22 protein-coding genes are annotated in these 23,637 nt (G+C 70.9%); 16 read left to right on the top strand and 6 right to left on the bottom strand.

What is annotated here, in order from left to right; genetic code table 11:
• The first annotated feature begins 122 nt into the window (after positions 1-122).
• From aroH to der, 5 genes are all read left to right on the top strand, one after another.
• Entirely contained in the window at positions 123-485 is a 363-nt protein-coding gene (gene aroH, locus AC1P0E_RS06285; protein WP_482741154.1) for a chorismate mutase, read from the top strand.
• Positions 482-1,567 carry a prephenate dehydrogenase gene (locus AC1P0E_RS06280; RefSeq protein WP_482741153.1) on the top strand — a complete coding sequence of 362 codons (1,086 nt, stop codon included), beginning with the start codon at positions 482-484 and terminating at the stop codon, positions 1,565-1,567. The genes aroH and AC1P0E_RS06280 overlap by 4 nt, the downstream gene beginning before the upstream one ends.
• A gap of 132 nt (positions 1,568-1,699) precedes the next feature.
• Positions 1,700-2,407: a (d)CMP kinase gene (cmk, locus tag AC1P0E_RS06275; RefSeq protein ID WP_482741152.1), complete on the top strand. Its 708-nt coding sequence runs from the start codon at positions 1,700-1,702 to the stop codon at positions 2,405-2,407.
• A 53-nt stretch (positions 2,408-2,460) separates the two neighbouring features.
• Entirely contained in the window at positions 2,461-3,063 is a 603-nt protein-coding gene (locus AC1P0E_RS06270) for a lysophospholipid acyltransferase family protein (protein WP_482745666.1), read from the top strand.
• A gap of 54 nt (positions 3,064-3,117) precedes the next feature.
• Entirely contained in the window at positions 3,118-4,578 is a 1,461-nt protein-coding gene (der, locus tag AC1P0E_RS06265) for a ribosome biogenesis GTPase Der (RefSeq protein WP_482741151.1), read from the top strand.
• A gap of 23 nt (positions 4,579-4,601) precedes the next feature.
• Here der and AC1P0E_RS06260 read toward each other — a convergent pair whose 3' ends face one another.
• Positions 4,602-4,931 (bottom strand): hypothetical protein, encoded by a 330-nt coding sequence (locus AC1P0E_RS06260; protein ID WP_482741150.1) that lies wholly within the window; start codon positions 4,929-4,931, stop codon positions 4,602-4,604.
• 161 nt (positions 4,932-5,092) lie between these two features.
• The gene (locus AC1P0E_RS06255) at positions 5,093-5,884 is read right to left on the bottom strand and encodes a hypothetical protein (RefSeq protein WP_482741149.1); all 792 of its coding nucleotides are present in this window, start codon (positions 5,882-5,884) and stop codon (positions 5,093-5,095) included.
• A gap of 218 nt (positions 5,885-6,102) precedes the next feature.
• Here AC1P0E_RS06255 and AC1P0E_RS06250 point away from each other — a divergent pair, with 218 nt between their 5' ends.
• From AC1P0E_RS06250 to AC1P0E_RS06235, 4 genes are all read left to right on the top strand, one after another.
• Positions 6,103-6,654 carry a LysM peptidoglycan-binding domain-containing protein gene (locus AC1P0E_RS06250; protein ID WP_482741148.1) on the top strand — a complete coding sequence of 184 codons (552 nt, stop codon included), beginning with the start codon at positions 6,103-6,105 and terminating at the stop codon, positions 6,652-6,654.
• Between the two features lie 213 nt (positions 6,655-6,867).
• Positions 6,868-8,151, top strand: a complete 1,284-nt coding sequence (locus tag AC1P0E_RS06245) for a glycosyltransferase family 4 protein (RefSeq protein ID WP_482741147.1) — start codon at positions 6,868-6,870, stop codon at positions 8,149-8,151.
• A complete protein-coding gene (locus tag AC1P0E_RS06240) occupies positions 8,148-8,993 on the top strand; it encodes a hypothetical protein (protein ID WP_482741146.1) in 846 nt (281 codons plus the stop codon). The genes AC1P0E_RS06245 and AC1P0E_RS06240 overlap by 4 nt, the downstream gene beginning before the upstream one ends.
• Positions 8,994-9,051: 58 nt before the next feature.
• The gene (locus AC1P0E_RS06235; RefSeq protein ID WP_482741145.1) at positions 9,052-10,026 is read left to right on the top strand and encodes a helix-turn-helix transcriptional regulator; all 975 of its coding nucleotides are present in this window, start codon (positions 9,052-9,054) and stop codon (positions 10,024-10,026) included.
• Here the strand turns inward: AC1P0E_RS06235 and ctaD are convergent.
• Positions 9,971-11,689, bottom strand: a complete 1,719-nt coding sequence (ctaD, locus tag AC1P0E_RS06230; RefSeq protein WP_482741144.1) for an aa3-type cytochrome oxidase subunit I — start codon at positions 11,687-11,689, stop codon at positions 9,971-9,973. The genes AC1P0E_RS06235 and ctaD overlap by 56 nt on opposite strands.
• Positions 11,690-12,129: 440 nt before the next feature.
• Between ctaD and AC1P0E_RS06225 the strand changes: the two genes are divergently transcribed.
• Entirely contained in the window at positions 12,130-12,345 is a 216-nt protein-coding gene (locus AC1P0E_RS06225) for an I78 family peptidase inhibitor (RefSeq protein ID WP_482741143.1), read from the top strand.
• A gap of 142 nt (positions 12,346-12,487) precedes the next feature.
• Here the strand turns inward: AC1P0E_RS06225 and AC1P0E_RS06220 are convergent, their stop codons facing one another.
• A complete protein-coding gene (locus tag AC1P0E_RS06220; protein ID WP_482741142.1) occupies positions 12,488-13,513 on the bottom strand; it encodes a phosphatase PAP2 family protein in 1,026 nt (341 codons plus the stop codon).
• A gap of 455 nt (positions 13,514-13,968) precedes the next feature.
• Between AC1P0E_RS06220 and AC1P0E_RS06215 the strand changes: the two genes are divergently transcribed.
• Together AC1P0E_RS06215 and AC1P0E_RS06210 are read left to right on the top strand one after the other, a co-directional pair.
• Positions 13,969-15,648 carry an MFS transporter gene (locus AC1P0E_RS06215; RefSeq protein WP_482741141.1) on the top strand — a complete coding sequence of 560 codons (1,680 nt, stop codon included), beginning with the start codon at positions 13,969-13,971 and terminating at the stop codon, positions 15,646-15,648.
• Positions 15,649-15,746: 98 nt separating this feature from the next.
• Entirely contained in the window at positions 15,747-16,937 is a 1,191-nt protein-coding gene (locus tag AC1P0E_RS06210; protein ID WP_482741140.1) for an acyl-CoA dehydrogenase family protein, read from the top strand.
• Positions 16,938-16,950: 13 nt separating this feature from the next.
• Here the strand turns inward: AC1P0E_RS06210 and AC1P0E_RS06205 are convergent, their stop codons facing one another.
• Complete coding sequence (locus AC1P0E_RS06205) at positions 16,951-17,391, bottom strand: cell division protein SepF (protein ID WP_482741139.1); 441 nt, start codon at positions 17,389-17,391, stop codon at positions 16,951-16,953.
• Positions 17,392-17,681: 290 nt separating this feature from the next.
• On the opposite strand from AC1P0E_RS06205, the gene AC1P0E_RS06200 reads away from it, so the two are divergent.
• The 4 genes from AC1P0E_RS06200 (at position 17,682) to AC1P0E_RS06185 (ending at position 22,433) form a co-directional block, all read left to right on the top strand.
• On the top strand, positions 17,682-18,899 hold the full coding sequence (locus AC1P0E_RS06200; RefSeq protein WP_482741138.1) for a DUF5685 family protein: 1,218 nt from the start codon (positions 17,682-17,684) through the stop codon (positions 18,897-18,899).
• Positions 18,900-18,965: 66 nt separating this feature from the next.
• Positions 18,966-19,766, top strand: coding sequence for a DUF1684 domain-containing protein (locus AC1P0E_RS06195; protein ID WP_482741137.1), 801 nt, complete (start codon positions 18,966-18,968; stop codon positions 19,764-19,766).
• A gap of 286 nt (positions 19,767-20,052) precedes the next feature.
• On the top strand, positions 20,053-20,955 hold the full coding sequence (locus AC1P0E_RS06190; protein ID WP_482741136.1) for a S1 family peptidase: 903 nt from the start codon (positions 20,053-20,055) through the stop codon (positions 20,953-20,955).
• A gap of 395 nt (positions 20,956-21,350) precedes the next feature.
• Entirely contained in the window at positions 21,351-22,433 is a 1,083-nt protein-coding gene (locus AC1P0E_RS06185) for a S1 family peptidase (RefSeq protein ID WP_482741135.1), read from the top strand.
• 157 nt (positions 22,434-22,590) lie between these two features.
• On the opposite strand, the gene AC1P0E_RS06180 is transcribed toward AC1P0E_RS06185, so the two are convergent.
• Positions 22,591-23,616, bottom strand: a complete 1,026-nt coding sequence (locus tag AC1P0E_RS06180) for a DUF3533 domain-containing protein (protein WP_482741134.1) — start codon at positions 23,614-23,616, stop codon at positions 22,591-22,593.
• Positions 23,617-23,637 lie beyond the last annotated feature (21 nt).

Below are 23,637 nucleotides of genomic sequence, written 5' to 3'. Positions count from 1 at the left end.
CGTACGGCCGCCCGCGCAGCCGTCCGCGCAGCGGGAAGGGCGGGGAGGGCGGGGACCAGCCCCGCGACCCAACTACGCTGAATCATGCAGGGGTGGATGAGGTACGGAGCGAGGAGCACGACGTGGCAGTACGAGCGGTGCGTGGGGCCGTCCAGCTGGAGCGGGACGAGTCCGGGCACATGAACGAGCAGGTCGGTGAGCTGCTCTCGGCCATCCTGGAGCGCAACGGGCTCACTCCCGACGACCTCATCAGCATCTGGTTCACAGCCACCCCCGATCTCCACAGCGACTTCCCGGCCGCCGCCGCACGCAAGCTCGGCATCGTCGACGTACCGCTGATCTGCGCACAGGAACTGGACATAGCGGGCGCCATGCCCCGTGTCGTACGGATTCTCGCGCATGTCGAGTCGGACCTGCCCAAGTCCGCGGTCTCGCACGTCTACCTCGGTGCCGCAGCCGCCCTCCGCAAGGACATCGCCCAGTGAGAACCGCACTCGTCATCGGAACCGGCCTCATCGGCACCTCCGCGGCCCTCGCCCTCGCCGGGCGCGGCGTCACCGTCCACCTCACCGACCACGACCCGGCGCAAGCCCACACCGCCGCGGCCCTCGGTGCCGGCACCGACGAGGCGCCCGAGGGCCGCGTCGACCTGGCCGTCGTCGCCGTACCGCCCGCGCTCGTTGCCGCCACGGTGGCCGACGCCATGCGGCGCGGGGTCGCCCGCGCGTACATCGACGTCGCCAGCGTCAAGGGCGGACCGCGCCGCGAGCTGGAGGCACTGGGCTGCGACCTCACGGCGTACATCGGTACGCACCCGATGTCCGGCAAGGAACGTTCGGGCCCGCTCGCCGCGACCGCCGATCTCTTCGAGGGCCGCCCCTGGGTCCTCACCCCCACCCGCGACACCGACACCGAGGTCCTGAACCTCGCGCTGGAGCTCGTCGCCCTGTGCCGGGCCGTCCCGGTGGTCATGGACGCGGACGCCCACGACCGCGCGGTCGCGCTCGTCTCGCACACCCCGCAGCTCGTCTCCTCGATGGTCGCGGCGCGGCTCGCGGACGCGGACGAGACGGCGGTACGGCTGTGCGGTCAGGGCATCAGGGACGTCACCCGCATCGCCGCCTCCGACCCCCGCATGTGGGTCGAGATCCTCTCCGCCAACCCCGGGCCCGTCGCGGACGTGCTCACCGGGGTCGCGGCCGACCTGGAGGAGACCGTCCAGGCGCTGCGGGCGCTCCAGTCCGCCGACGACGACAAGCGGCGGGGCGGAGCCGACGGCATCGAGGACGTCCTGCGGCGCGGCAACGCCGGCCGCGAGCGGGTACCGGGCAAGCACGGGGCCGCCCCGGCGGCGTACGAGATCGTCGCGGTCCTCATCAGCGACCGTCCCGGCGAGCTGGCCAGGATCTTCGCGGACGCGGGCCGTGCGGGCGTCAATATCGAGGACGTACGCATCGAACACGCGACAGGGCAGCAGGCGGGCCTGGTCCAGCTGATGGTGGAACCGGCGACCGCGCCGGGGCTGAGCGCGTCGCTGCGCGAGCGGGGCTGGTCGATCCGCCAGTAGCGGCCTTCGCGCACCGATGCGGTGTCCGGTTTGTGGTGGCTTCGTAGGGGCGTCGAGGGCGGGCCCGGGGACTCGGTAACCTTGTGTGGGGTCCCTTGGGTCCTCGCCCGCCTCAGCCCGTGTACCAGGAAGGTGTCCTACACCGTGGAAACCGCCGCCCGGACCGCCCCGGCAGCAGTGATTGTCGCCATCGACGGCCCCTCCGGCACGGGCAAGTCCAGCACCTCCAAGGCCGTCGCCGCCAAGCTCGGCCTGAGCTACCTGGACACCGGCGCCCAGTACCGGGCGATCACCTGGTGGATGCTGAACAACGGCATCGACGTCACGGACCCCGTCGCCATCGCGGACGCCGCGGGCAAGCCCGTGATCGTCTCCGGCACGGACCCGTCCGCTCCCACGATCACGGTCGACGGGATCGACGCCTCCGGGCCGATCCGCACCCAGGAGGTCACCTCCAGGGTGAGCGCCGTGAGCGCGGTGGCCGAGGTGCGCGCCCTGATCACCGACCTCCAGCGCTCCATCGCCAAGGGCGCTGCGCTCGGCATCGTCGTCGAGGGACGCGACATCGGTACGACCGTGCTGCCGGACGCGGACCTCAAGATCTTTCTGACCGCCTCTCCCGAGGCGCGCGCCGCCCGCCGCAGCGGCGAGCTCAAGGGCGCGGACGTGTCCGCGACCCGTGAGGCCCTGCTGAAGCGGGACGCGGCCGACTCCAGCCGCAAGACGTCGCCGCTCGCCAAGGCGGACGACGCGGTCGAGGTCGACACCAGCGACCTCACGCTGGAGCAGGTCATCGAGTGTGTCGTTACCCTGGTCGAGGGGAAGCGGGCCGCGAAGTGACCGCACCCACACTGCGTGGTGCGGCCGTCGGACGCGGCATCGGCATCGGGCTCATGTACGGGCTGTGGAAGCCCCGTGTGCTGGGTGCCTGGCGAGTGCCCATGAGCGGTCCGGTGATCCTGGCCGTGAACCACTCGCACATGATCGACGGCCCCATGCTGATGGGGACCGCCCCTCGTCCGGTGCACTTCCTGATCAAGAAAGAGGCGTTCGTCGGCCCCCTCGACCCGTTCCTGCGCGGAATCGGTCAGCTGAAGGTGGACCGCACGACCGCCGACCGTACGGCGATCTCGAACGCGCTGGGCGTGCTGGCGGACGGCGGTGTCCTCGGGATCTTCCCGGAGGGCACCAGGGGCGAGGGCGACTTCGCGTCGCTGCGCGCCGGTCTTTCGTACTTCGCCGTACGCAGCGGGGCGCCGATCGTCCCGGTGGCGGTGCTCGGCAGTACGGAGCGCCGCGGCCGGCTGATACGGGGGCTGCCGCCACTGCGCAGCCGCGTGGACGTCGTCTTCGGTGATGCCTTCGAAGCCGGGGACGGCAGCGGACGGCGCACGCGCAAGGCGCTGGACGAGGCCACCGTACGTATCCAGGAGCGGCTGACCGTCCACCTGGAAAGTGCCAGGCGCTTCACCGGGCGCCGGGCGAGACTTGAGTAGTGGACCGCGCGAATCGGGTGGTCCATCGATGATGATGAACGAGGAACGGACTTCATGAACGACCAGAATCACTCCGGCGACGAGCACGGAGCACTTGGCGACGCCGAGTACGCGGAGTTCATGGAGCTCGCCGCGCAGGAGGGCTTCGACCCCGAAGAGGTCGAAGGCGCGATCGGTGAAGCCGGTCACGGCCCGCTGCCGGTCCTCGCCGTCGTCGGCCGCCCCAATGTCGGCAAGTCGACCCTGGTGAACCGCATCATCGGCCGCCGCGAGGCCGTCGTCGAGGACAAGCCGGGCGTCACCCGTGACCGCGTCACCTACGAGGCCGAGTGGGCGGGCCGCCGCTTCAAGATCGTCGACACCGGCGGCTGGGAGCAGGACGTCCTAGGCATCGACGCGTCCGTCGCCGCCCAGGCGGAGTACGCGATCGAGGCCGCCGACGCGGTCGTCTTCGTCGTCGACTCCACCGTCGGCGCCACCGACACCGACGAGGCCGTCGTACGGCTGCTGCGCAAGGCCGGCAAGCCCGTGGTGCTGTGCGCCAACAAGGTCGACGGTCTGAGCGGCGAGGCGGACGCGACCGCCCTGTGGTCGCTCGGCCTCGGCCAGCCGCACCCCGTCTCCTCGCTGCACGGCCGTGGCACCGGCGACATGCTGGACGCCATCCTGGAGGCCCTGCCGGAAGCCCCGGCCCAGTCCTTCGGGACGGCCATCGGCGGCCCGCGCCGTATCGCGCTCATCGGCCGTCCGAACGTCGGCAAGTCGTCGCTGCTCAACCGGGTGGCGAACGAGGACCGTGTCGTCGTCAACGAGGTCGCGGGCACCACCCGCGACCCGGTCGACGAGCTGATCGAGCTCGGCGGCATCACCTGGAAGTTCATCGACACGGCCGGCATCCGCCGCCGCGTCCACCTCCAGGAGGGCGCGGACTACTACGCCTCGCTGCGTACCGCCGCCGCCGTCGAGAAGGCCGAGGTCGCGGTCGTACTGATCGACGCCAGCGAGTCCATCAGCGTGCAGGACCAGCGGATCATCACGATGGCCGTCGAAGCGGGCCGCGCACTGGTCATCGCGTACAACAAGTGGGACACCCTCGACGAGGAGCGCCGCTACTACCTGGAGCGCGAGATCGACACCGAGCTCGCCCAGGTCGCGTGGGCGCCCCGGGTGAACGTCTCGGCGCAGACCGGCCGTCACATGGAGAAGCTGGTCCCGGCGATCGAGACGGCGATCGCGGGCTGGGAGACGCGCATCCCGACCGGCAGGCTCAACGCCTTCCTCGGTGAGATCGTCGCCTCCCACCCGCACCCGGTCCGCGGCGGCAAGCAGCCCCGCATCCTCTTCGGGACCCAGGCGGGAGCCAAGCCGCCGCGGTTCGTGCTCTTCGCCTCCGGCTTCCTGGAGGCCGGCTACCGGCGGTTCATCGAGCGCCGGCTGCGCGAGGAGTTCGGCTTCGAGGGCACGCCGATCCACATCTCGGTGCGGGTGCGCGAGAAGCGCGGCCGCAAGAAGTGACGCCGGACGGCATGTAGGCGGGCCTAGAACCCCCGACGGGGAGCGGGCGGCAGCGCGGCCGGGAAGTGATTCCCGGTGTGCTGCCGCCCGTTGCTGTTGGGGGTGCTGCTGCTGTCGGTGCTCGTGACGCGCCAGAAACCGGTGTGCCCGCCGTGCGTTCCCTGACCGGTGTGACTCGTGGTGCCGGGGCCCTGACCGTGGCGCGCCCCCTGGGCAAAGCCCGTGAACCCCAGTTCCTCCTCGCCGCTGCGGTCGCCGGGCAGTGCCCGGAACGACCTGAGGTACTCCGAGTAGAGCGCGTCGTAGATCGGGGTGTGCGAGGGCTCGGTCCGGGTCTCCCGCGAGGGACGCATCGCGGGGATCTGGCTCTGGTACGGCTGATGGCGTGAGGGGTCGTATGAGTGCACGTATGTGCCAACGACCCCAGCGCCCGTCGGATGCGGGCCGAGCAGGGAATTCCCTGCTCGGCGGGGGTGCGCGCTGCCCGTGGGCCCGTTGTGCCGGCCCGTGACTGTCAGGTGCCGGCCAGCGGCATGGCGGCGGCGGCCAGCACACCACGGGCGGCGGCCCGCTCCAGCGCGTTGCGCAGCAGGTCCTCGCGCGGCTGCTGGCCGATCGAGCCGGCGGGGGCGGTGTAGACGAGGACGGTGCTCGACTTGTTGGCCGCCGTCCGCCAGCCCTCGGTGACCTGGAGCGGCTGGTGGGCCTGCCACCAGGAGACCGGGTTTCCGCCGCCGGTCCCGGGCTGGAGTACGGCGTGCAGCTGGCCCATGGCGAGCAGGACCGACCAGCCGGGCAGCGCGGCGGGCACCTCGGACATGTCGGTGACCGGCTGGAACCCCTGCTCGGTGACGAGCGGCAGGAACTCGTCGGTGGTGCCGTTGGAGCCGGGACGGGCGACCGGGCCGGTCGGCTCGACCACCAGAGCCGGGTGCAGCTGGTCGTCGATCAGTACGAGACCGCTGGTGATCCCGAGCACGGCCTGACCGGGCGAGCCGCCGTACTCCTCGGCGCTCGGAAGGTCGGGGCCGCCGCCGGTGATGCTGCGTACGGCGCCCTGGAGCTGATCCTCGGCCACCTTGACGACCTGCGAGGGGATGCAGGTGGCGTGGGCGAACGCGAGCACGGCTGTCTCGTCTCCGACGAACAGGACGGTGCTCGTGCGCTCCAGTTCGGAGTCGCCCTGCGTGCGGCAGGAGGTGCAGTCGTAACTGCCCGGGGCGTTCTCGCCGGCGAGCAGGCGGTCGGCTTCTTCGTTGCCGATCTCGGCGCGTACGTCGTCGCTGACGTCGAGCATGCGCGGCACGGGGGACTCCTCGGACTCGGTGCGGGTGCCGGGAGGTTCCCGGCTCGTCAAGAAGACAACGGGTGATCTGTCGCCGGGGTCACGCGAAGAGGGGAACGGAATCGAACCAACCAGCCGGGGCGGCGTCCCGTCAACGCCCGTCGGCCGACCGGGTGGGGCTTCGGGGTCCGCCGCGCGGCACGTGAGCCGATGCGAACGTGCCTGCTTAGCGTGGCGCGATGCCGAAGCTGCCGCAGTCCCGTTACGTGCCGGTCGCCCTGCTCGCCGTACTGCTGGCCCTGGGCCCGGCGGAGGCCCAGGCCGCTCTGCCGTCGCCCGCGCCCGGCCCTCGAACACCGCCCGTGGGCGACTGCGCTGCCACTCAGTGGCCCTGGAACTGCCTCGCCGAGTGCGAGAGCGGCGGCGACTGGCACATCAACACGGGGAACGGTTACTACGGCGGACTGCAGTTCTGGCAGCCGACGTGGGTGGAGCACGGCGGGCTCGCGTACGCCCCGCGCGCGGACCTCGCCACCCGGGCGGAGCAGATCGCGGTGGCGGAAGCGGTGCTCGCCACTCAGGGGTGGAGGGCGTGGCCCGCCTGCTCGAAGCGCTACCACCTCGCCGGCCGCGCCCATGTGGTGAAGGCCGGTGACACGCTCGCCTCGATCGCCCGCCGCTACCGTGTCAAGGGCGGCTGGAAGGCGCTGTACCGGGCAAACGCGAAGGTGATCGGGCGTAATCCGGACCGGATCCGCACCGGTGTCATGCTGGTGATTCCGTCGGACTGAACACGACCGCTGAACACGACGGCTCCGCCGCGCAGTTCATGCCCTGATGCATGGAACAGCGGTTTGGTTGCCTGCTCGCGCTATCGATGTCACAACCGTATTGGAACGATTCGATGCGGCCCAGACCAATCAGTTTCCGCCCAGTACAGTCCATTTCTGAAAGCAGGCGGACGCAGACCAGTCCGCCGAAGATCTGGGGGTCGGCGTCGGCGTATGCACATCTCTTTCCTGCTCCACAACGCGTACGGCATCGGCGGGACGATCCGTACGACGTTCAACCTCGCCCAGGCACTGGCCGAGCAACACGATGTCGAGATCGTCTCGGTCTTCCGCCACCGCGACGAGCCGGCGATGGGGGCTCCCGCCGACGTACGGCTGGACTACCTGGTGGACCTGCGGAAGAAGAGCCACGGGTACGACGGCGACGACGAGCGGTTCGCCCTCCCGGCCAGAGTCTTCCCGGCCGGCGACGGCCGCCACAAGCAGTACAGCCGCCTCACCGATGCGCGTATAGCCACGCATCTGAAGTCCACGGAGGCGGATGTCGTCGTCGGCACCCGTCCCGGACTCAACGTGCACATCACCAGGCAGACCAGGCGCGGCCCCGTGCGCGTCGGCCAGGAGCACCTCACCCTCGCCGGCCACAGCTACCGCCTGCGCCGCGAGCTGAGCCACCGTTACGGCCTGCTGGACGCCATCACGACCGTCACCGAGGCCGACGCCCACGCCTACCGCAGCCGCCTCAAGCTGCCGGGCGTACGGATCGAGGCCGTGCCCAACAGCGTGCCCGCGCCCCTCGTCGCGCCGGCCGACTCCAGCGCCAAGTGGGTCGTCGCGGCCGGCCGGCTGACCAAGGTCAAGCGGTACGACCTGCTCATCGAGGCCTTCGCGAAGGTCGTCGCCGCCCGCCCCGACTGGCGGCTGCGCATCTACGGCAGCGGCGACGCGAGCGGCAACGAGAAGGCCGCCCTGCACGCCCTCGTCGGTGAACTCGGGCTGCACAACCACGTCTTCCTGATGGGACCGGCCAATCCCATCGAACCCGAGTGGGTCAAGGGCTCGATCGCCGCGGTCACCTCCAGCCACGAGTCCTTCGGCATGACCATCGTCGAAGCGATGCGCTCCGGCCTGCCGGTCGTCTCCACCGACTGCCCGCACGGGCCCCGCGAGATCATCACCGACGGTTCCGACGGACGGCTCGTGCCGGTCGGTGACACCGACGCGGTCGCCGGCGCGCTCCTCGGCCTCATCAACGACGACGAGCTGCGGCGCGCCATGGGCGCGGCCGCGCTCGAGAGCTCGGCCCGCTTCGACCCGGGCCACATCGCCGAGCGCCACGAGGCGCTGTTCACCGAACTGGTCTCGCGCGGCGCCCACGGCCGCTCGCGCAGCCGGGTCCACGACGCGCTGTACCTCTCCCGCGGAGCGGTGCTCGACGGGGCGTACTCCCTCCGCTACAAGGCCGCCTCCGTGCTCCGGAAAGGGCAGACCGCATGACCAGCACCTCGACCCGCGCGGAGCCGCCGCGCGCCGACTGCATCGCGGACTCCGCGGGCGGCGTCACCTTCGACATCGTGGGTGACGCGTCGCCGGGCGCGGTGCTCGTGCTGCGGCGGCGCGGCGGGAAAACGGCCGCGGACGTCATGCGCCTGCCGCTCACGCCCACGGGGGAGGGCCGGCTGCGGGCGGTGCTGCCGAGCACGGTCGAGCTGGCCGAGGGCCGCTGGGACGCCTTCACCGCCCACGGCGACGAGACCGGGGAACAGCGTCTCGTCCCCGGCATCAGGGACCTGCGCTCGCTCGTCGACCGCGCCCCCGACCCCGGGCGCGCCCAGGTCGCCGTACGCATCCCGTACCCGACCGTCGACGGCAAGCTCGCCGTGCGCAGCTGGCTGCGCGCGCCGCACGCGGAGGCCGGGGCCATCACCTTCGCGCACGGTGAGATGACGCTGGAGGGGCGGCTGTACGGCGCCGGGCTCGGCGGGGGCGCGGTCGTCGAGGCCAGGCTGCGCGGCGCCAAGAAGGACGTGCACCGGGCGCCGGTGACGGTCCGGGAGGACGGCACGTTCACCTTCACCCTGGCGTACGAGCCGCTGGCCGAGGGGCGCGGCGACGAGCAGCGGCTGTGGGACCTGTGGCTGTGCCAGGCCGATGCGGAGCCGGGCCAGGCGGCCGGGATACGGGTCGGGCGCATCCTGGACGACGTCTGGGACAAGAAGGCCGTCTTCCGCTATCCGGTGCTGCCGGTCGAGGGCCCGAGGGTGTCCCGGCCGACCACGGCCTGCCCGTACTTCACCGTCGACAACGACCTCAGCGTGCGGCTCGACACCCCCAAGTGACGGGAGCGCGGGGGCTTGCGGACACTGACTGTCCGCAAGCCCTGGCAGACTCGCCTCCATGTTGGAGACCTCGGCACGTCTGCTGCGCCTGCTCTCGCTGCTCCAGGCCCACCGCGACTGGTCGGGACCCGACCTGGCCGAGCGGCTCGGCGTCACGCCGCGCACCGTGCGCCGTGACGTCGACCGGCTGCGCGAGCTCGGCTACCCCGTCAACGCCAGCCCCGGCACGGGCGGCGGCTACCAGCTCGGCGCGGGCGCCGAACTGCCGCCGCTGCTGCTCGACGACGAGGAGGCGGTGGCCGTCGCCGTCGGTCTGCGCACGGCCGCGGGCCAGGGCATCGAGGGCATCGGCGAGACGTCCGTACGCGCGCTGGCCAAGCTCGAACAGGTGCTGCCGAACCGGCTGCGCCGCCGCGTCGGGGCGCTCAACGCCTTCACCGTCCCCATGCTGCGCGGCCCGGGAGCGTCCACCGTCGACGCCTCGGTGCTCACCGAGCTGGCCAACGCCTGCCGGGACAGCGAGCGGCTGCGCTTCGAGTACCGCGATCACGGCGGCAGTTCGTCGCGCAGAACCGTCGAGCCGCACCGCCTGGTGTGCACCGAGCGGCGCTGGTACCTCGTCGCCTGGGACCTGGACCGCTTTGACTGGCGTACGTTCCGGGCGGACCGGATCACCCCGACGCCCCCGCACGGGCCGCGCTTCGTCCCGCGCGATCCCCCGGCCGAGGACCTCGCGGCGTACGTCTCCGAAGGCATCTCCACCGGGGCGTACGCCGCGACGGCCGTGGTCCGGCTGCGGGTGCCTCTGGACGAGGCGCGGCAGGTGGTCTCGCCGAGCGCCGGTGCGCTCGAAGCGGTCGACGAGCACAGCTGTCTGCTGCGCACCGGGGCGGCGAGCCTCGATGTGCTGATCATTCACATCATGCTGACGGGCTTCGACTTCGACGTGGTCGAGCCGCCGGAGCTCACCGACCGGATCAGGTGGGCCCGTGATCTCCTCGCGCGCTCTCTGGATCGAGGGGCGCCGGAGTGACCTGGCCGGCTCGTTGGATCGCCGCGAACTCGGGGTGGTGCAGGTCGAAGGCGGGCGACTCGGAGCGGATGCGGGGGAGGGTGACGAAGTTGTGGCGGGGCGGCGGACAGGAGGTCGCCCACTCCAGCGAACGGCCGTAGCCCCACGGATCGTCCACGTCGACCTTCGTCCCGTACTTCGCCGTCTTCCAGAGGTTGTAGAGGAACGGCAGCGTGGACAGGCCGAGCAGGAACGCGCCGATGGACGAGATGGTGTTGAGGACCGTGAAGCCGTCGGCCGCCAGATAGTCGGCGTACCGGCGCGGCATGCCCTCGGCGCCCAGCCAGTGCTGGACCAGGAACGTGGTGTGGAAGCCGATGAACAGGGTCCAGAACTGAATCTTGCCGAGCCGCTCGTCGAGCATCTTCCCGGTGAACTTCGGCCACCAGAAGAAGAAGCCCGCGAAGGTCGCGAAGACGACCGTGCCGAAGACGACGTAGTGGAAGTGCGCGACGACGAAGTACGAGTCGGTGACGTGGAAGTCGAGCGGCGGTGAGGCCAGGATGACACCGGTCAGGCCGCCGAAGAGGAAGCTCACGAGAAAGCCGACGGCCCACAGCATCGGCGTCTCGAAGGAGAGCGAGCCCTTGAGCATCGTCCCCGTCCAGTTGAAGAATTTCACTCCGGTCGGGATGGCGATGAGGAACGACATGAAGGAGAAGAAGGGCAGCAGCACCGCGCCCGTCGCGAACATGTGGTGCGCCCAGACGACCAGCGAGAGTCCGGTGATGGCCATGGTCGCGCCGACCAGCATCACGTAACCGAAGATCGGCTTGCGGGAGAAGACCGGGATGATCTCGGTGATGATGCCGAAGAACGGCAGCGCGATGATGTAGACCTCGGGATGGCCGAAGAACCAGAAGAGGTGCTGCCACAGCAGCGCCCCGCCGTACTCCGCCTCGAAGACCATCGATCCGAAGCGCCGGTCCGCCTCCAGGACCAGCAGGGCCGCCGCCAGCACGGGGAAGGCGACCAGCACCAGGATCGAGGTGAACAGGACGTTCCAGGTGAAGACCGGCATACGGAACATGGTCATGCCGGGGGCGCGCATCCCGATGATGGTGGTCAGGAAGTTGACCGCGCCGAGGATCGTGCCGAAGCCGGAGAGCGCCAGGCCCATGATCCACAGGTCGGCGCCGATGCCCGGGGACCGCTCCAGGCCGTTGAGCGGGGCGTACGCGAACCAGCCGAAGTTCGCCGGGCCGCTGGGGACGAGCAGCGAGCCGAGCACGATGAGGCCGCCGAAGAGGAACAGCCAGTACGAGAGCATGTTCAGCCGGGGGAACGCGACATCGGGCGCGCCGATCTGGAGCGGCATGATCTCGTTGGCGAAGCCGGCGAAGGTGGGGGTCGCGAAGAGCAGCAGCATGATCGTGCCGTGCATCGTGAAGGCCTGGTTGAACTCGTTGTTGCTCATCAGCTGGAGACCCGGCCTGGCCAGCTCGGCGCGCATCATCAGCGCCATCAGCCCGGCGACGAGGAAGAAGACGAACGACGTGATCAGGTAGAGATGCCCGATTTTCTTGTGGTCCGTGGTCGTCAGCCAGTCCACGATCACGCGGCCGCGCCGCCGCTCCCGTGCGGGCCCCGCGACCGCCGCGGCGGTGTCCGTCTCCGTCCCCATCGCTTTGCCCCCATCGGGCTTCAGGCAGCAGGCTGGAGACACATCATGCTCGCGTCGGGCCCCGGTCCGACAGGGTGCGTACGCGGCCGGATACGCCCCCGGGGGTCCGGGGGCGCACTCCGCCCGGTGCGGATTCTGTGGGGAAACCGTGAATTCGCGACGGCCCGTCAGTTCTCCCGGGGGAGTCGCCGGGGGAATTGTCGCTGAGCGCCCTCCGGGAAGCCGGGAATGAATTCAGAACCTGTTATTGCGTGATCATTCCAGAGGTCCGCAATTAATCTCCCGCGGGCACCCGACTGCCCTTTCGGGTGAAGGCGTTGATGTCAAACGCCCGTCGTGATCCTGTGACACAAGTGTGACCGCTGAGGTATGTGGTGCGGTGACACACAGCTCGGCCCCCGCGCTTCCTTCCCCGTCCCGGGCGGCCTACGGTGAGTCTCATGGCACCCCTACCGACTCCTTCCGCACAGCCCGACGACGCCCCGGAGGCGTACGTCGGCCTCGACGCCACCAGCGCAGAGCGGCTGGCCCGCGAGCGAGGCTGGACCACTGTCAGGGCGCTTCCGCCGGGCTCGATCATCACCATGGAGTTCCTGACGGGACGCCTCAACTTCGAGGTCGAGGAGAACCGGGTCATCCGCTGCTGGAAGGGCTGACCCGGACCCGACCGGACCCGACCAAACCGGCCCGGACCGGACCTGGAACGCGACGAAGGCCCTGGCCGCTCCATGGGAGCCGCCGGGGCCTTCGTGTGCGGGGCGAGGCCTGTGCGTACCGTCCCCGCCGTCCTTCGGGCGGTCAGCTGCCGGCCACCGGCCGGGGCGATGTGCCGGGGCGCGCCGCGCCCGTACGGTCGGCGTGCGGCGGGCGGCGGCTGCCGGCCGGGGTGACGGGGGTCCGCTCCGAGCGGACCGGGTGGGGCCGCTGGGTGAGGTGAACGGTGGTCCTCGTGCTGCTCGTGGAGCGGCCGCTGCCCGCGCCCACCGGCTCGCGGGCCGGCTGGTCGCCCTGCCTGGTGGGGTGGCGCTGCGGGAAGAGAGCCGGGGACAGCCGGCCGCCGGCCGGTGCGGGCCGCGCGGCGCCGAGCCTGCGACTCGCGCGCCAGGCCTCGCGCACCGCGAAGACCCAGGCTTCGGTGCGGCCGATCAGCGGCTCGAACCAGGGCAGGCTCAGCAGGATCAGCAGCCCCGCCGCCCAGCCGAGCAGCACGTCGCTCACCCAGTGCGTGCCCAGGTAGACGGTCGTCGCGCCGACGCCCAGGGCGACGACGGCGGAGAGCACCGAAAGCCAGCGCCTGGCCCGTGGGGTGGTGGCCAGGTAGGCCAGGATGCCCCAGGTGACCACGGCGTTGGCGGTGTGACCGGAAGGAAATATATCGCCGCCCGCGAACATCTCGGCCGAGCCGATCTCCGTCGCGTAGTGCGGGCCCAGGCGGCCGAGGCCCAGCTTGACCGCGCCCACCGTCACGTTCAGCAGGAGGAGCGAGGCGCCCAGCGTCAGCAGCGGGCGCAGTGTGTGCTGACGCCAGGAGCGCCAGCCGAGCCACGCCGCCACCATCACGGCGGTGGGTCCGCGCTGCCCGAGCACCACGAAGTAGTCCAGGAAGGCATGGAGCTCCGGCCACTGCTCGTACGGCCGGAACAGCATGATCTTCCAGTCGAGGGCCACCAGCCAGGACGTGATCAGCACGGCCCAGACGATGGCGATGTAGAACGCCAGCGTCGAACCGAAGAGGGCCGTACGGGTACGGCTCATCCCGGGGATCTCTATCTTCGGCGGCTCCGGTTCCCGGTCCAGCCGGGCAAAGATTTGGTCGGTACGCACTGAATCGACGTTACAGCGGGTGAGTGACAAGCCCGGCCCATCCGGCATCTTTGTGATGACGATGTGATGTGGGGTGTGTCTCATCGAGAGGGTAATTCCAGGCCGTTCGGGAATGCGGGGCGGCCTGGTGCGCAATTCATTCGGAGGCCCGCTCGTAAGAGTGAATGTACGCCGATGAATTGTGTTCACCGGAACTCAACATGGAATTTCCCGCTCCCTCATGAGGCCCTCAAGATCACTGGTGGCCCCCCGGCAGGTCCCCGGCGCGCTCCCGGCCACGTGGCGCACGCCACACCCCGCCGCCCGCCCCGGTGAGAGGTGCACCACGCGGCACAGGTGTGAACTCGCGTACTCTGACGGCTCACTCGCCCGTCGATGCCGGGCCCGCAGGGACGTTGGACAACGCCGTCCCGCCGGTCCGCCGAGCGCGAGGGATGTCACTGGGAGGGACGTGCATGTCAGGGACGACCACGGCCGGAACACAGCGGTCTGCGGGCGCCCCCGGGCATCGGCCGCACGTGAGGAACGTGCGGGCCGTCGCCGGAAACCGCTGGTCCGTGCTGGTCGTCCTGTGCGTCAGCCTTCTGATGGTCGCCCTCGACGCGACGATTCTGCACATCGCCGTCCCGGCCGTCTCGGAGGACCTGCGCCCCGGCGCGATGGAACTGCTCTGGATCGTGGACGCCTATCCGCTGGTCTGCGCCTCGCTGCTGATCCTCTTCGGCACGCTGGGCGACCGCGTCGGGCGTCGCCGCGTCCTCCTGCTCGGTTACGGACTCTTCGGCGGCGCGTCGGCGCTCGCCGCCTTCGCCGACTCCCCGCACGTCCTCATCGCGGCCCGCGCCCTGCTCGGCGTCGGCGGCGCGATGATCATGCCCGCGACGCTGTCGATCCTCCGCCAGGTCTTCCCCGACCGGCGCGAGCGCGCCGTCGCCATCGGCATCTGGACGGCGGTCGCGGCCATAGGCGCGGCCACCGGGCCGGTACTCGGCGGCTTCCTCATCCAGCACTTCTGGTGGGGCTCGGTCTTCCTCATCAACATCCCGCTGATGGCACTGATCCTGCCCGTCGGCCGCTGGCTGCTGCCCGAATCCCGGGGGAGCGGCCAGGGTCCCTGGGACGTACTCGGCGCGCTGATGGCGGCTGCCGGTGTGCTCGGCGTGGTCCTCGGAGTGAAGCGGGCCGGCGGCGGCGAGGGCATCGCCGACGCCAAGACGCTGCTGCCGCTGCTCGTCGGCGCGGCCCTGCTCGTCCTCTTCGTACGGCGGCAGAAGTCGCGGACGCATCCGCTCATCGACGTGACGATGTTCGCCAGGGCCGCCTTCTCCACCTCCGTCGGATGCATCGTCCTGGCGATGCTGGCGCTGGTCGGTCTGGAGCTGATCGCCGTCCAGTACCTCCAGCTGGTGCTCGAACTGAGCCCGCTGGAGACCGGGCTGCGGCTGCTGCCGCTGACCTTCGCCGCGATGGCGGCCGGCGCCACCGGCTCGTACACGCTCCAGCGTCTGGGTCCGCGCACCATGGTGTCGTGCGGCTTCGCGCTGACCGCCGCCGCCGTGCTCGTACTGACGCTGATGGGAGAGCACGACCGGCCCGCCCTGCTGGCCGTCGGCTTCGTGCTGCTCGGCTTCGGGCTCCAGACCACGCTCTTCGGGGCGTACGAGTCGATGCTGAGCGAGGCCCCGGCCGAGCACGCGGGCGGCGCCGCCGCCATCGGCGAGACCTCCTACCAGCTCGGCGCGGGCATGGGCATCGCGCTGCTCGGCAGCGTCATGAACGCCGCCTACGCGCCCGGGGTCGCCGCGATCCCCGGGGTCTCCTCGGCCGAGAGCGCGGGCGCGGCGAACTCGCTCGGCGAGGCGTACACGGTCGCGGACCGGATCGGCGGAGCCGCCGGCGACGCGCTGCGCTCCACCGCGCGGCACGCATTCGTCCACGGCCTGCATGTGACGCTCTTCGTCAGCGCGGGCCTGCTGCTGCTCGGCGCGCTGGCCGCGCTGAGACTGCCGCGGCTGATGGACTGCGGAGCACGGGAAGAGGGACGGGAAGCGGGGAAGGGGCCTTCGCCGCAGGTGAAGGTGCCGGCGTCCCGGGAGCACGTCGAGCGGGCCGGGTCTGGACGGGCCGCGCGGTGACCCCGTAACGTCGGCGGCGAGCAGTAACTAACACTGCTAGTTTTACGCGCATCGCATCGCCGCGCATCGTGAGCCGAGCAGCCGCCGGAGGGCCAGGAATGTCCGCAACCTCGAAGCTTCCGCCGTTCGACCCCAGCGACCCGATCGGCATCGACGATCTGCTGGCGCCCGAAGACCTCGCGATCCGCGAGACCGTACGCACGTGGGCCGCCGACCGCGTCCTGCCGCACATCGCCGACTGGTACGAGCGCGGCGAACTCCCCGGCATCCGCGAACTGGCCCGCGAGCTCGGCTCGATCGGCGCGCTGGGCATGTCCCTGGAGGGCTACGGCTGCGCGGGCGCGTCCGCCGTGCAGTACGGCCTGGCCTGCCTGGAGCTGGAGGCCGCCGACTCCGGCATCCGCTCCCTGGTCTCCGTGCAGGGCTCGCTCGCCATGTACGCGATCCACCGCTTCGGCTCCGAGGAGCAGAAGCAACGCTGGCTGCCCGGCATGGCCGCGGGCGAGATCATCGGCTGCTTCGGCCTGACCGAGCCCGACCACGGCTCCGACCCGGCCGGGATGCGGACGTACGCGAAGAAGGACGGCACCGACTGGGTGCTGACGGGCCGCAAGATGTGGATCACGAATGGGTCGGTGGCCGGCGTCGCCGTCGTCTGGGCACAGACGGACGACGGGATTCGCGGCTTCGTCGTACCGACCGACGCCCCCGGCTTCTCGGCGCCCGAGATCAAGCACAAGTGGTCACTGCGCGCCTCGGTCACCAGCGAGCTGGTCATGGACGAGGTGCGGCTGCCCGCCGACGCCGTACTGCCGGATGTCACGGGGCTGAAGGGGCCGCTGAGCTGCCTGAGTCACGCGCGGTACGGAATCGTGTGGGGTGCGATGGGCGCCGCCCGCGCCAGCTTCGAGGCGGCGGTGGACTACTCGAAGACGCGTGAGCAGTTCGGAAAGCCGATCGGCGGCTTCCAGCTCACCCAGGCCAAGCTCGCCGACATGGCGGTCGAACTCCACAAGGGCATCCTGCTCGCCCACCACCTCGGGCAGCGCATGGACGCGGGGCGGCTGCGGCCCGAGCAGGTCAGCTTCGGCAAGCTCAACAATGTGCGCGAGGCGATCGAGATCTGCCGTACGAGCAGGACGATTCTCGGCGCGAACGGGATCTCGCTGGAGTACCCGGTGATGCGGCACGCGACGAACCTCGAATCGGTGCTCACCTACGAGGGGACCGTCGAAATGCATCAGCTCGTACTGGGCAAGGCGCTCACCGGCCTGGATGCCTTCCGGTGAGCGGCCCCGCCCATTAGCTCTGGTTGAAGAAGCCGCTCGACTCGCGGCCCGCGGCCTCACCGCTGACGACCTCGGTGTCGGCGGGACTCAGCAGGAAGACCCGGTTCGCGACGCGCTCGATCGAACCGCGCAGGCCGAAGGTGAGGCCGGCGGCGAAGTCGACGATGCGCTTGGCGTCGGAGGGCTCCATGGACGTGAGGTTCATGATGACCGGGACCCCGTCCCGGAAGAGTTCGCCGATGCCACGCGCGTCCCGGAAGCCGTCCGGGGTGACGGTGGCGATCCTGGGGGCCTTGTCGTCGGCCGGCTCGGAGACGGCCCTGATCCTCGGGTCCGTGACCCAGGGCTCGGCCCTCTCGTTGTTTCCCTCGGCGTACTCGTCGTCGTAGTAGCGGTCGTCGTCGCTGTCCTCGACGAGCCCGAGCCAGGCACTGGCCTTGCGCACCGATCCCATGGGACGCCTCCTTTCACCGCGGTCGGTCTGTGTACCGCTCCCCCTATGGTCGTCCATCATGCGGATTCCGCGCCAAGTGGATAGTCGCCGCGCAGGGGATTCGTGACGGTACTGGTGCAGAAGTTGTGGCGATTCGTCAAGGTTCCTACTGTGTCCGGCTGCTGACAGAGTGAAAAATACGACCGTCGGGCCACACGGGTGACGAGGGGGACGGACGGGTGAACGCGGGCCACCGAAACCGCCTCGATACGATGCGGGCCGCACCCTCTCATGCCTCCTGGAGAAGCGCCTTGTTCGGAATAGTCAGGCCTTGCAGTCATCGGCTCTCAGAGGGGCTCAGGACCGAGTGGATGGCTCATCTGTGCGGGCTCTGCCTGGCACTTCGCGGGGATCACGGGCAGCTCGCGAGGGTCGTGACCAACTACGACGGCCTGATCGTCTCGGTTCTGACGGAGGCTCAGTCCGAGCGCGCAACGGGGTGGCGGCGCACCGCCGGTCCTTGTCCACTGCGCGCGATGCGCACCGCTCCCGTGGCCCAGGGCGAGGGAGCCAGGCTCGCGGCGGCCGTCTCGCTCGTACTGGCCTCGGCGAAGGTACGGGACCACGTCGCCGACCGGGACGGGGTGTTGGCCCGCAGGCCGGTGGCCGCGGCCGCGCGGCGGGTCGCCGCGAGCTGGGACAGGGCGGGCGCGCGTACGGGCGCCTCGCTGGGCTTCGACACCGCGCTGCTGGTCGACGCGGTGGACCGGCAGACCGGGATCGAGGCGCTGGCGGGGCCTGGCACCTCCGTCCTCACGGTCACCGAGCCGGCCGAGACGGCGACCGCCGCTGCCTTCGCGCACACCGCCGTACTGGCGGGCCGGCCGGAGAACGCGGCGCCGCTCGCGGAGGCGGGCCGCCTCTTCGGGCGGCTCGCACATCTGCTGGATGCCGTGGAGGACCTGGAAGCTGACGCCGCGTCGGGTGCGTGGAACCCGCTGACCGCGACCGGCACGGGGCTGGTGGAGGCGCGACGGCTGTGCGACGACGCGGTGCGTGGAGTGCGGCTGGCGCTGCGGGACGCGCGATTCACGGACGCCAGGCTGGCGCACGTACTGCTGGCGCACGAGCTGGGGCGGTCCGTGGACCGGGCGTTCGGCGCGACGTGCGCCCACCAGCCGGGGCCCTACGGCCCGCCCGGCCCGCACGTCCCGAATCCGTACGCCCCGCCTGGTCCGTACGCCCCGAATCCGTACGCCCCGGGTCCGGGGGGACCCGGCCCGCAAGGCCCACCGCCCCCGGAGCCGCCGCGGCGTGACCGGCGCGGCACTCTCGCCGGCTGCGCTGTGTGGCTGGGCCTCGCCTGTACGTGCCAGCTGTGCTGCGGCACTTATCAGGACCCGTGGTCCCGCGAGAACCGCCAGGCGCCCTTCCAGAGCTGTGGGGACTGCTGCGGATGCTGCGGGGATTGCGGGAGCTGCGGTGAAGGCTGCTGCGGGTGCTGTGAGTGCTGCGGCTGCGACTGCTGAAGCCGGCGCTGCGCGAGCACCTCGGGCTCCCCCTGCCCGTAGCGCCCGTGTGGAAAGGTTGGGCGCATGAGCACAGATCCTCAGCAGGACTGGAAGCACTGGCACGAGCAGCGCACCGAGACGGTTTCCGCGCCGTACGGTCCGCTCTCGCTCACCGGCACCCACTGGCTCTCCGACTACCCGGAAGGTCGAATTCCGGACGTGCCGGGCCAGTGGACGGCCGACGGCGACGAGGTGGTCCTGTCCGCCTCGCCCGAGGACAAGATCACTGTCGACGGGGAGGCCCTGGCCGGCGAGGTCCCGCTGACCGCCGACACCGGGCCCATCCCGGAGTCCCGCGTCGAGGCCGCCGGACGGCGGCTGGTCGTGCTGCGCCGCGAAGGACTGTGGGCGGTCCGCGTCTTCGACCCCCAGTCGCCGGCGCGGCGTGCTTTCACGGGCATGGAAGTGACGCCGTACGACGCGAAGTGGGTGCTGCCGGGCCACTTCCGTCCGTACGCCGAAGGGCGCACGACCATCCAGATCGAGAACGCGGACGGGCGCGAGCGCGGGCTCGGTCTCGCCGGGGAGATCGCCTTCGACATCGACGGCGGCGAGCACACGCTCCAGGTCGCCATCGAGGACGACGGCTCGCTCTGGGCCGTCTTCGCCGACGCGAGCAGCGGAGACGGTACGTACCGCTTCCGCTTCCTGCGGCCGCCCGCGCCGGCGGCCGACGGCACGGTGACCGTCGACTTCAACCGGGCGCTGCTGCCGCCGTGCGCCTTCGCCGACCACTTCATCTGTCCGTTCCCGCCGCCGGGCAACACGCTGTCGGTCGCGCTTCCGGCGGGGGAGCGGCGCCTCCGTGCGGGGGGCGATCGCTGACCCTCCCGGGGGCCTCGCGACGTACCGGCGACATACCGACGTACCGGCCGCGTACCTACGACCGCCGCCCCGCCCCGGCAGCCCCGCGCCGCCGGGGCCGGGTGCCGTGTGGGGCCCGTCGGCCGAAAGGCGCCCTTGCGCGAGCAGTTGACGGCCCCAATACTCCCGAGCAGCGCTTGTCAGGGGCACAACGTGTCCGTAATGCGGACCGGTTCACTGACTGCGCCTCACGGGCCCGTCTCACCCCACGAGCGGGCTCCCTACTTCCCCTCGGGAGGAACGAAAAGTGAGGATCAAGCGCACTACCCCCCGCAGCGGCATCGCGAGACGATCCCGCCTGATCGCCGTCACGACAGGGTTCGTCGCCGCAGCCGCGCTCGCCGTACCGAACGCGAGCGCCGACACGACCCGTACGTACAGCGCCAACCAGCTCACCTCCGCGAGTGACGCGGTCCTCGAAGCCGATGTCGCCGGTACCGCCTGGCATATCGACAAGGCGAAGAACGCCCTGGTCGTCACGGTCGACAGCACGGTCTCCGCCGCCGAGATCGCCAAGATCAGGCGCGAAGCCGGGGCGAACGCAGGCGCCCTCCGCGTCGAGCGCACCCCCGGCAAGTTCTCCAAGCTTCTCGCCGGCGGCGACGCGATATACGCCACCAGCTGGCGCTGCTCGGCGGGCTTCAACGTCCGCAACAGCGCGGGTACGTACTTCTTCGTGACCGCCGGCCACTGCACCGACGGCAACCCGCCCTGGTACACCAACTCCTCCCGTACCACGAGCATCGGCCCGACGGCCGGATCCAGCTTCCCGGGCAACGACTACGGCCTCGTGCGGTACAGCAACACCTCGCTCTCGCACCCGGGCACCGTCGGCAACCAGGACATCACCAGCGCGGCCAACGCGACCGTCGGCATGTCCGTCACCCGCCGCGGCTCCACCACCGGCACCCGCAGCGGTTCCGTCACCGGCCTCAACGCCACGGTGAACTACGGCGGCGGCGACGTCGTCTACGGCATGATCCGCACCAACGTCTGCGCCGAGCCCGGCGACAGCGGCGGCCCGCTCTACTCCGGCACCCGCGCCATCGGTCTGACCTCGGGCGGCAGCGGCAACTGCTCCTCCGGCGGTACGACCTTCTTCCAGCCGGTCACCGAAGCCCTGAGCGCGTACGGCGTCAGCGTCTATTAGGAGGACCTGAGCCCGCATACTGCAGCCAGCAGCAGACGAGTCCCCGCCCGGTCGACCGGGCGGGGACTCATCGTTGCGTGCGGGCACCACAACCGCCCCTGGCGCCACATGAGTTGCCGCAATTCGCACCCGTGCCGCCGGAATCCGGTCCGCAGGGGCGAATACCGGACAGGACTAGTCCTCACCCGCTGCTGCCCGGGTGGTCGCACGCGGTGTTCGCGAACGTGACCGGCACAGGCTGTGCCCGGCTTGTAAAGACATGGGGCGCGCGCGGAGGTTGTCGTGTGCGCGTCCTGAAGTCGACCTTGTGTGCTACCGATCAGCCTCGGAATAGTGGGCGTACTCGGACCTGCCCCCCACTTTGCAGGGCCGAACCCCCCACAGGAGGTCATTACGTGAAGCACCGACGCATAGCCAAGCGGCGTGTGGCAATCGCGGGAGCGGGTATCGCGGCCATGGTGGCAGCGGGAGTCACCTTCCAGACTGCGAACGCCAGCGAGGAAACCCCTCAGTACACCGTCAAGACGCTGTCGGCGACAGGAGCCGGCCGGCTCGCCTCGGACCTCGACTCGATCCTGGGCGGCGACGCGGCAGGGGCGTACTACGACAGCAAGTCCAAGGCGCTCGTGGTCAACGTCGTGGACGAGGCGGCCGCCCAGGGCGTACGGAAGGCGGGCGGCAAGGCCAGAATCGTCGAGAACTCGCTGGCCGAGCTGACGGCCGTACGGAGCACCCTCACCGACAAGGCCACCATTCCCGGCACCGCGTGGGCCACCGACCCGGTCACCAACAAGGTCGTCGTGACGGCCGACCGTACGGTCAAGGGCGACGCGTGGGCGAAGCTGGAGAAGGTCGTCGGCGCGCTTGGCGAGAAGGCGGAACTGAAGAAGTCGGCCGGGGAGTTCAAGCCGCTCATCGCGGGCGGTGACGCGATTCTCAGTGGCGGCGGGCGGTGTTCGCTCGGCTTCAACGTGGTCAAGGACGGGGCCCCGCACTTCATCACGGCGGGTCACTGCGGGCAGGCCGGCAGCCGGTGGACCGACTCCACGGGCGGCGCGCTCGGCACGATGGCCGCGTCCACCTTCCCAGGCAACGACTTCGCGCTCGTGAAGTACGACGACGGGGTCGAGCACCCGAGCGAGGTCAACCTCTACAACGGCAGTACGCAGCCGATCACCAAGGCGGGCGAGGCGACCGTCGGCATGGCGGTGACGCGCAGCGGCTCCACCACGCAGGTGAGCGACGGCGCGGTCACGGCGCTCGACGCGACCGTCAACTACGGCAACGGCGACATCGTGAACGGGCTCATCCAGACCACGGTCTGCGCCGAGCCCGGCGACAGTGGCGGCTCGCTCTTCGCGGGTGACACGGCGATCGGGCTCACGTCGGGCGGCAGCGGTGACTGCACGTCGGGCGGGGAGACGTTCTTCCAGCCGGTGCCGGCGGCACTTGCTGCGCTGGGGGCGGAGATCGGCTGAGCGTCTGGCTCCGGCCCGGGCTCCGGCCCTGGCTCGGTCGGCTGACCGGGGCCCCGTTCGGTGCGCGTGCGTGCGTGCCGGGCGGGGCCTTTCGCGGCTGCGCCGCATCCCGGGGCTCCGCCCCGAACCCCGGTTCTCAAACGCCGGGTGGGCTGGATCAAGTGCCGACGGGGTGGGAATCGGATGCGTCCGGGCTGCGGCGCAGGGAGGCCATCACCAGGGTGACGGCGCTGCCGACCACCGCCCAGGCGGCCAGCACCATGAAAGGTCCGAAGACCGCGTTTCCCTTGAAGTACGCGATCGAGCGCGCCGCCCACGTGCCCGCGCCCGGCGGCAGGGCGGGCCCGATCGCCTCCCAGAACGGTGGCAGCATCGGCAGCGGGAACGCGCCGCCCGCGCTCGGGTTGCCCGCGATCACCACGAGCAGTACCGCCAGGCCGATGCCCACGATGCCGGTGAGCGCCTGGAGTGCGAGCGTGATCGCCCCGACGGCGAAGACGACCAGGGCGCCGAGGCCCCACAGCGCCATGATGCTGCCGGGCAGGGCGCCCAGGATCGGGCCGACGACGATCGCTCCGCCGATCCCGCCCGCGATCGAGTACAGCGCCATGACGCCGAGCCGGATCACGGCCCGCTGTCCGTTGGCGGGCCGTGAGCCCGCGCTGATCGCCAGGATCGAGGCGCAGAGGTAGCCGCCGACGCACCACCCCACGACCAGGTAGAACGCGGAGAGCCCGTCGAAGTCCTGCGCGGAGGCCGGGGCCACGTCCACGGTCCGTACTTCCCGCTGCTGGGACGCCTCGACCTTGGTGACGAGCGCGGTCAGGGCCGAGGACAGCACGGTGCCGCCGCCGGAGGCGACCAGCAGGGTGTCGGTCTTCGAGGCCGGGTCGACGATCAGGGCGCCGTCGATGTCCCGGTTCATGATCTGCCGCCGGGCCGCGGCCTCGTCCGCGACCGTACGGGGATCCAGCGGATCACCGGGCAGGGTCCGGAGCTGCTCGACGAGCCGTGCGGCCGACTGCTCGGGCGCGACGACGGCGAAGGGGACGTCCTTCGGCTTCGGATTGTGCAGCGCTCCCACGTAGGACGCGATGAACAGCAGCTGCAACGCCAGCACACCGATCACGAGCAGTGCGGCCCGTGGCGTGACGGCGTTCTTCACCTCGTCGACGAAAGTCATGCCCCCACGCTCGGCGGCCTG

It is taken from the genome of Streptomyces sp. TRD_SC_5 (genome assembly GCF_056836825.1).
The sequence above is the reverse complement of the archived record's forward strand: the minus strand, read 5'-3'. Positions and strand labels throughout refer to the sequence as shown.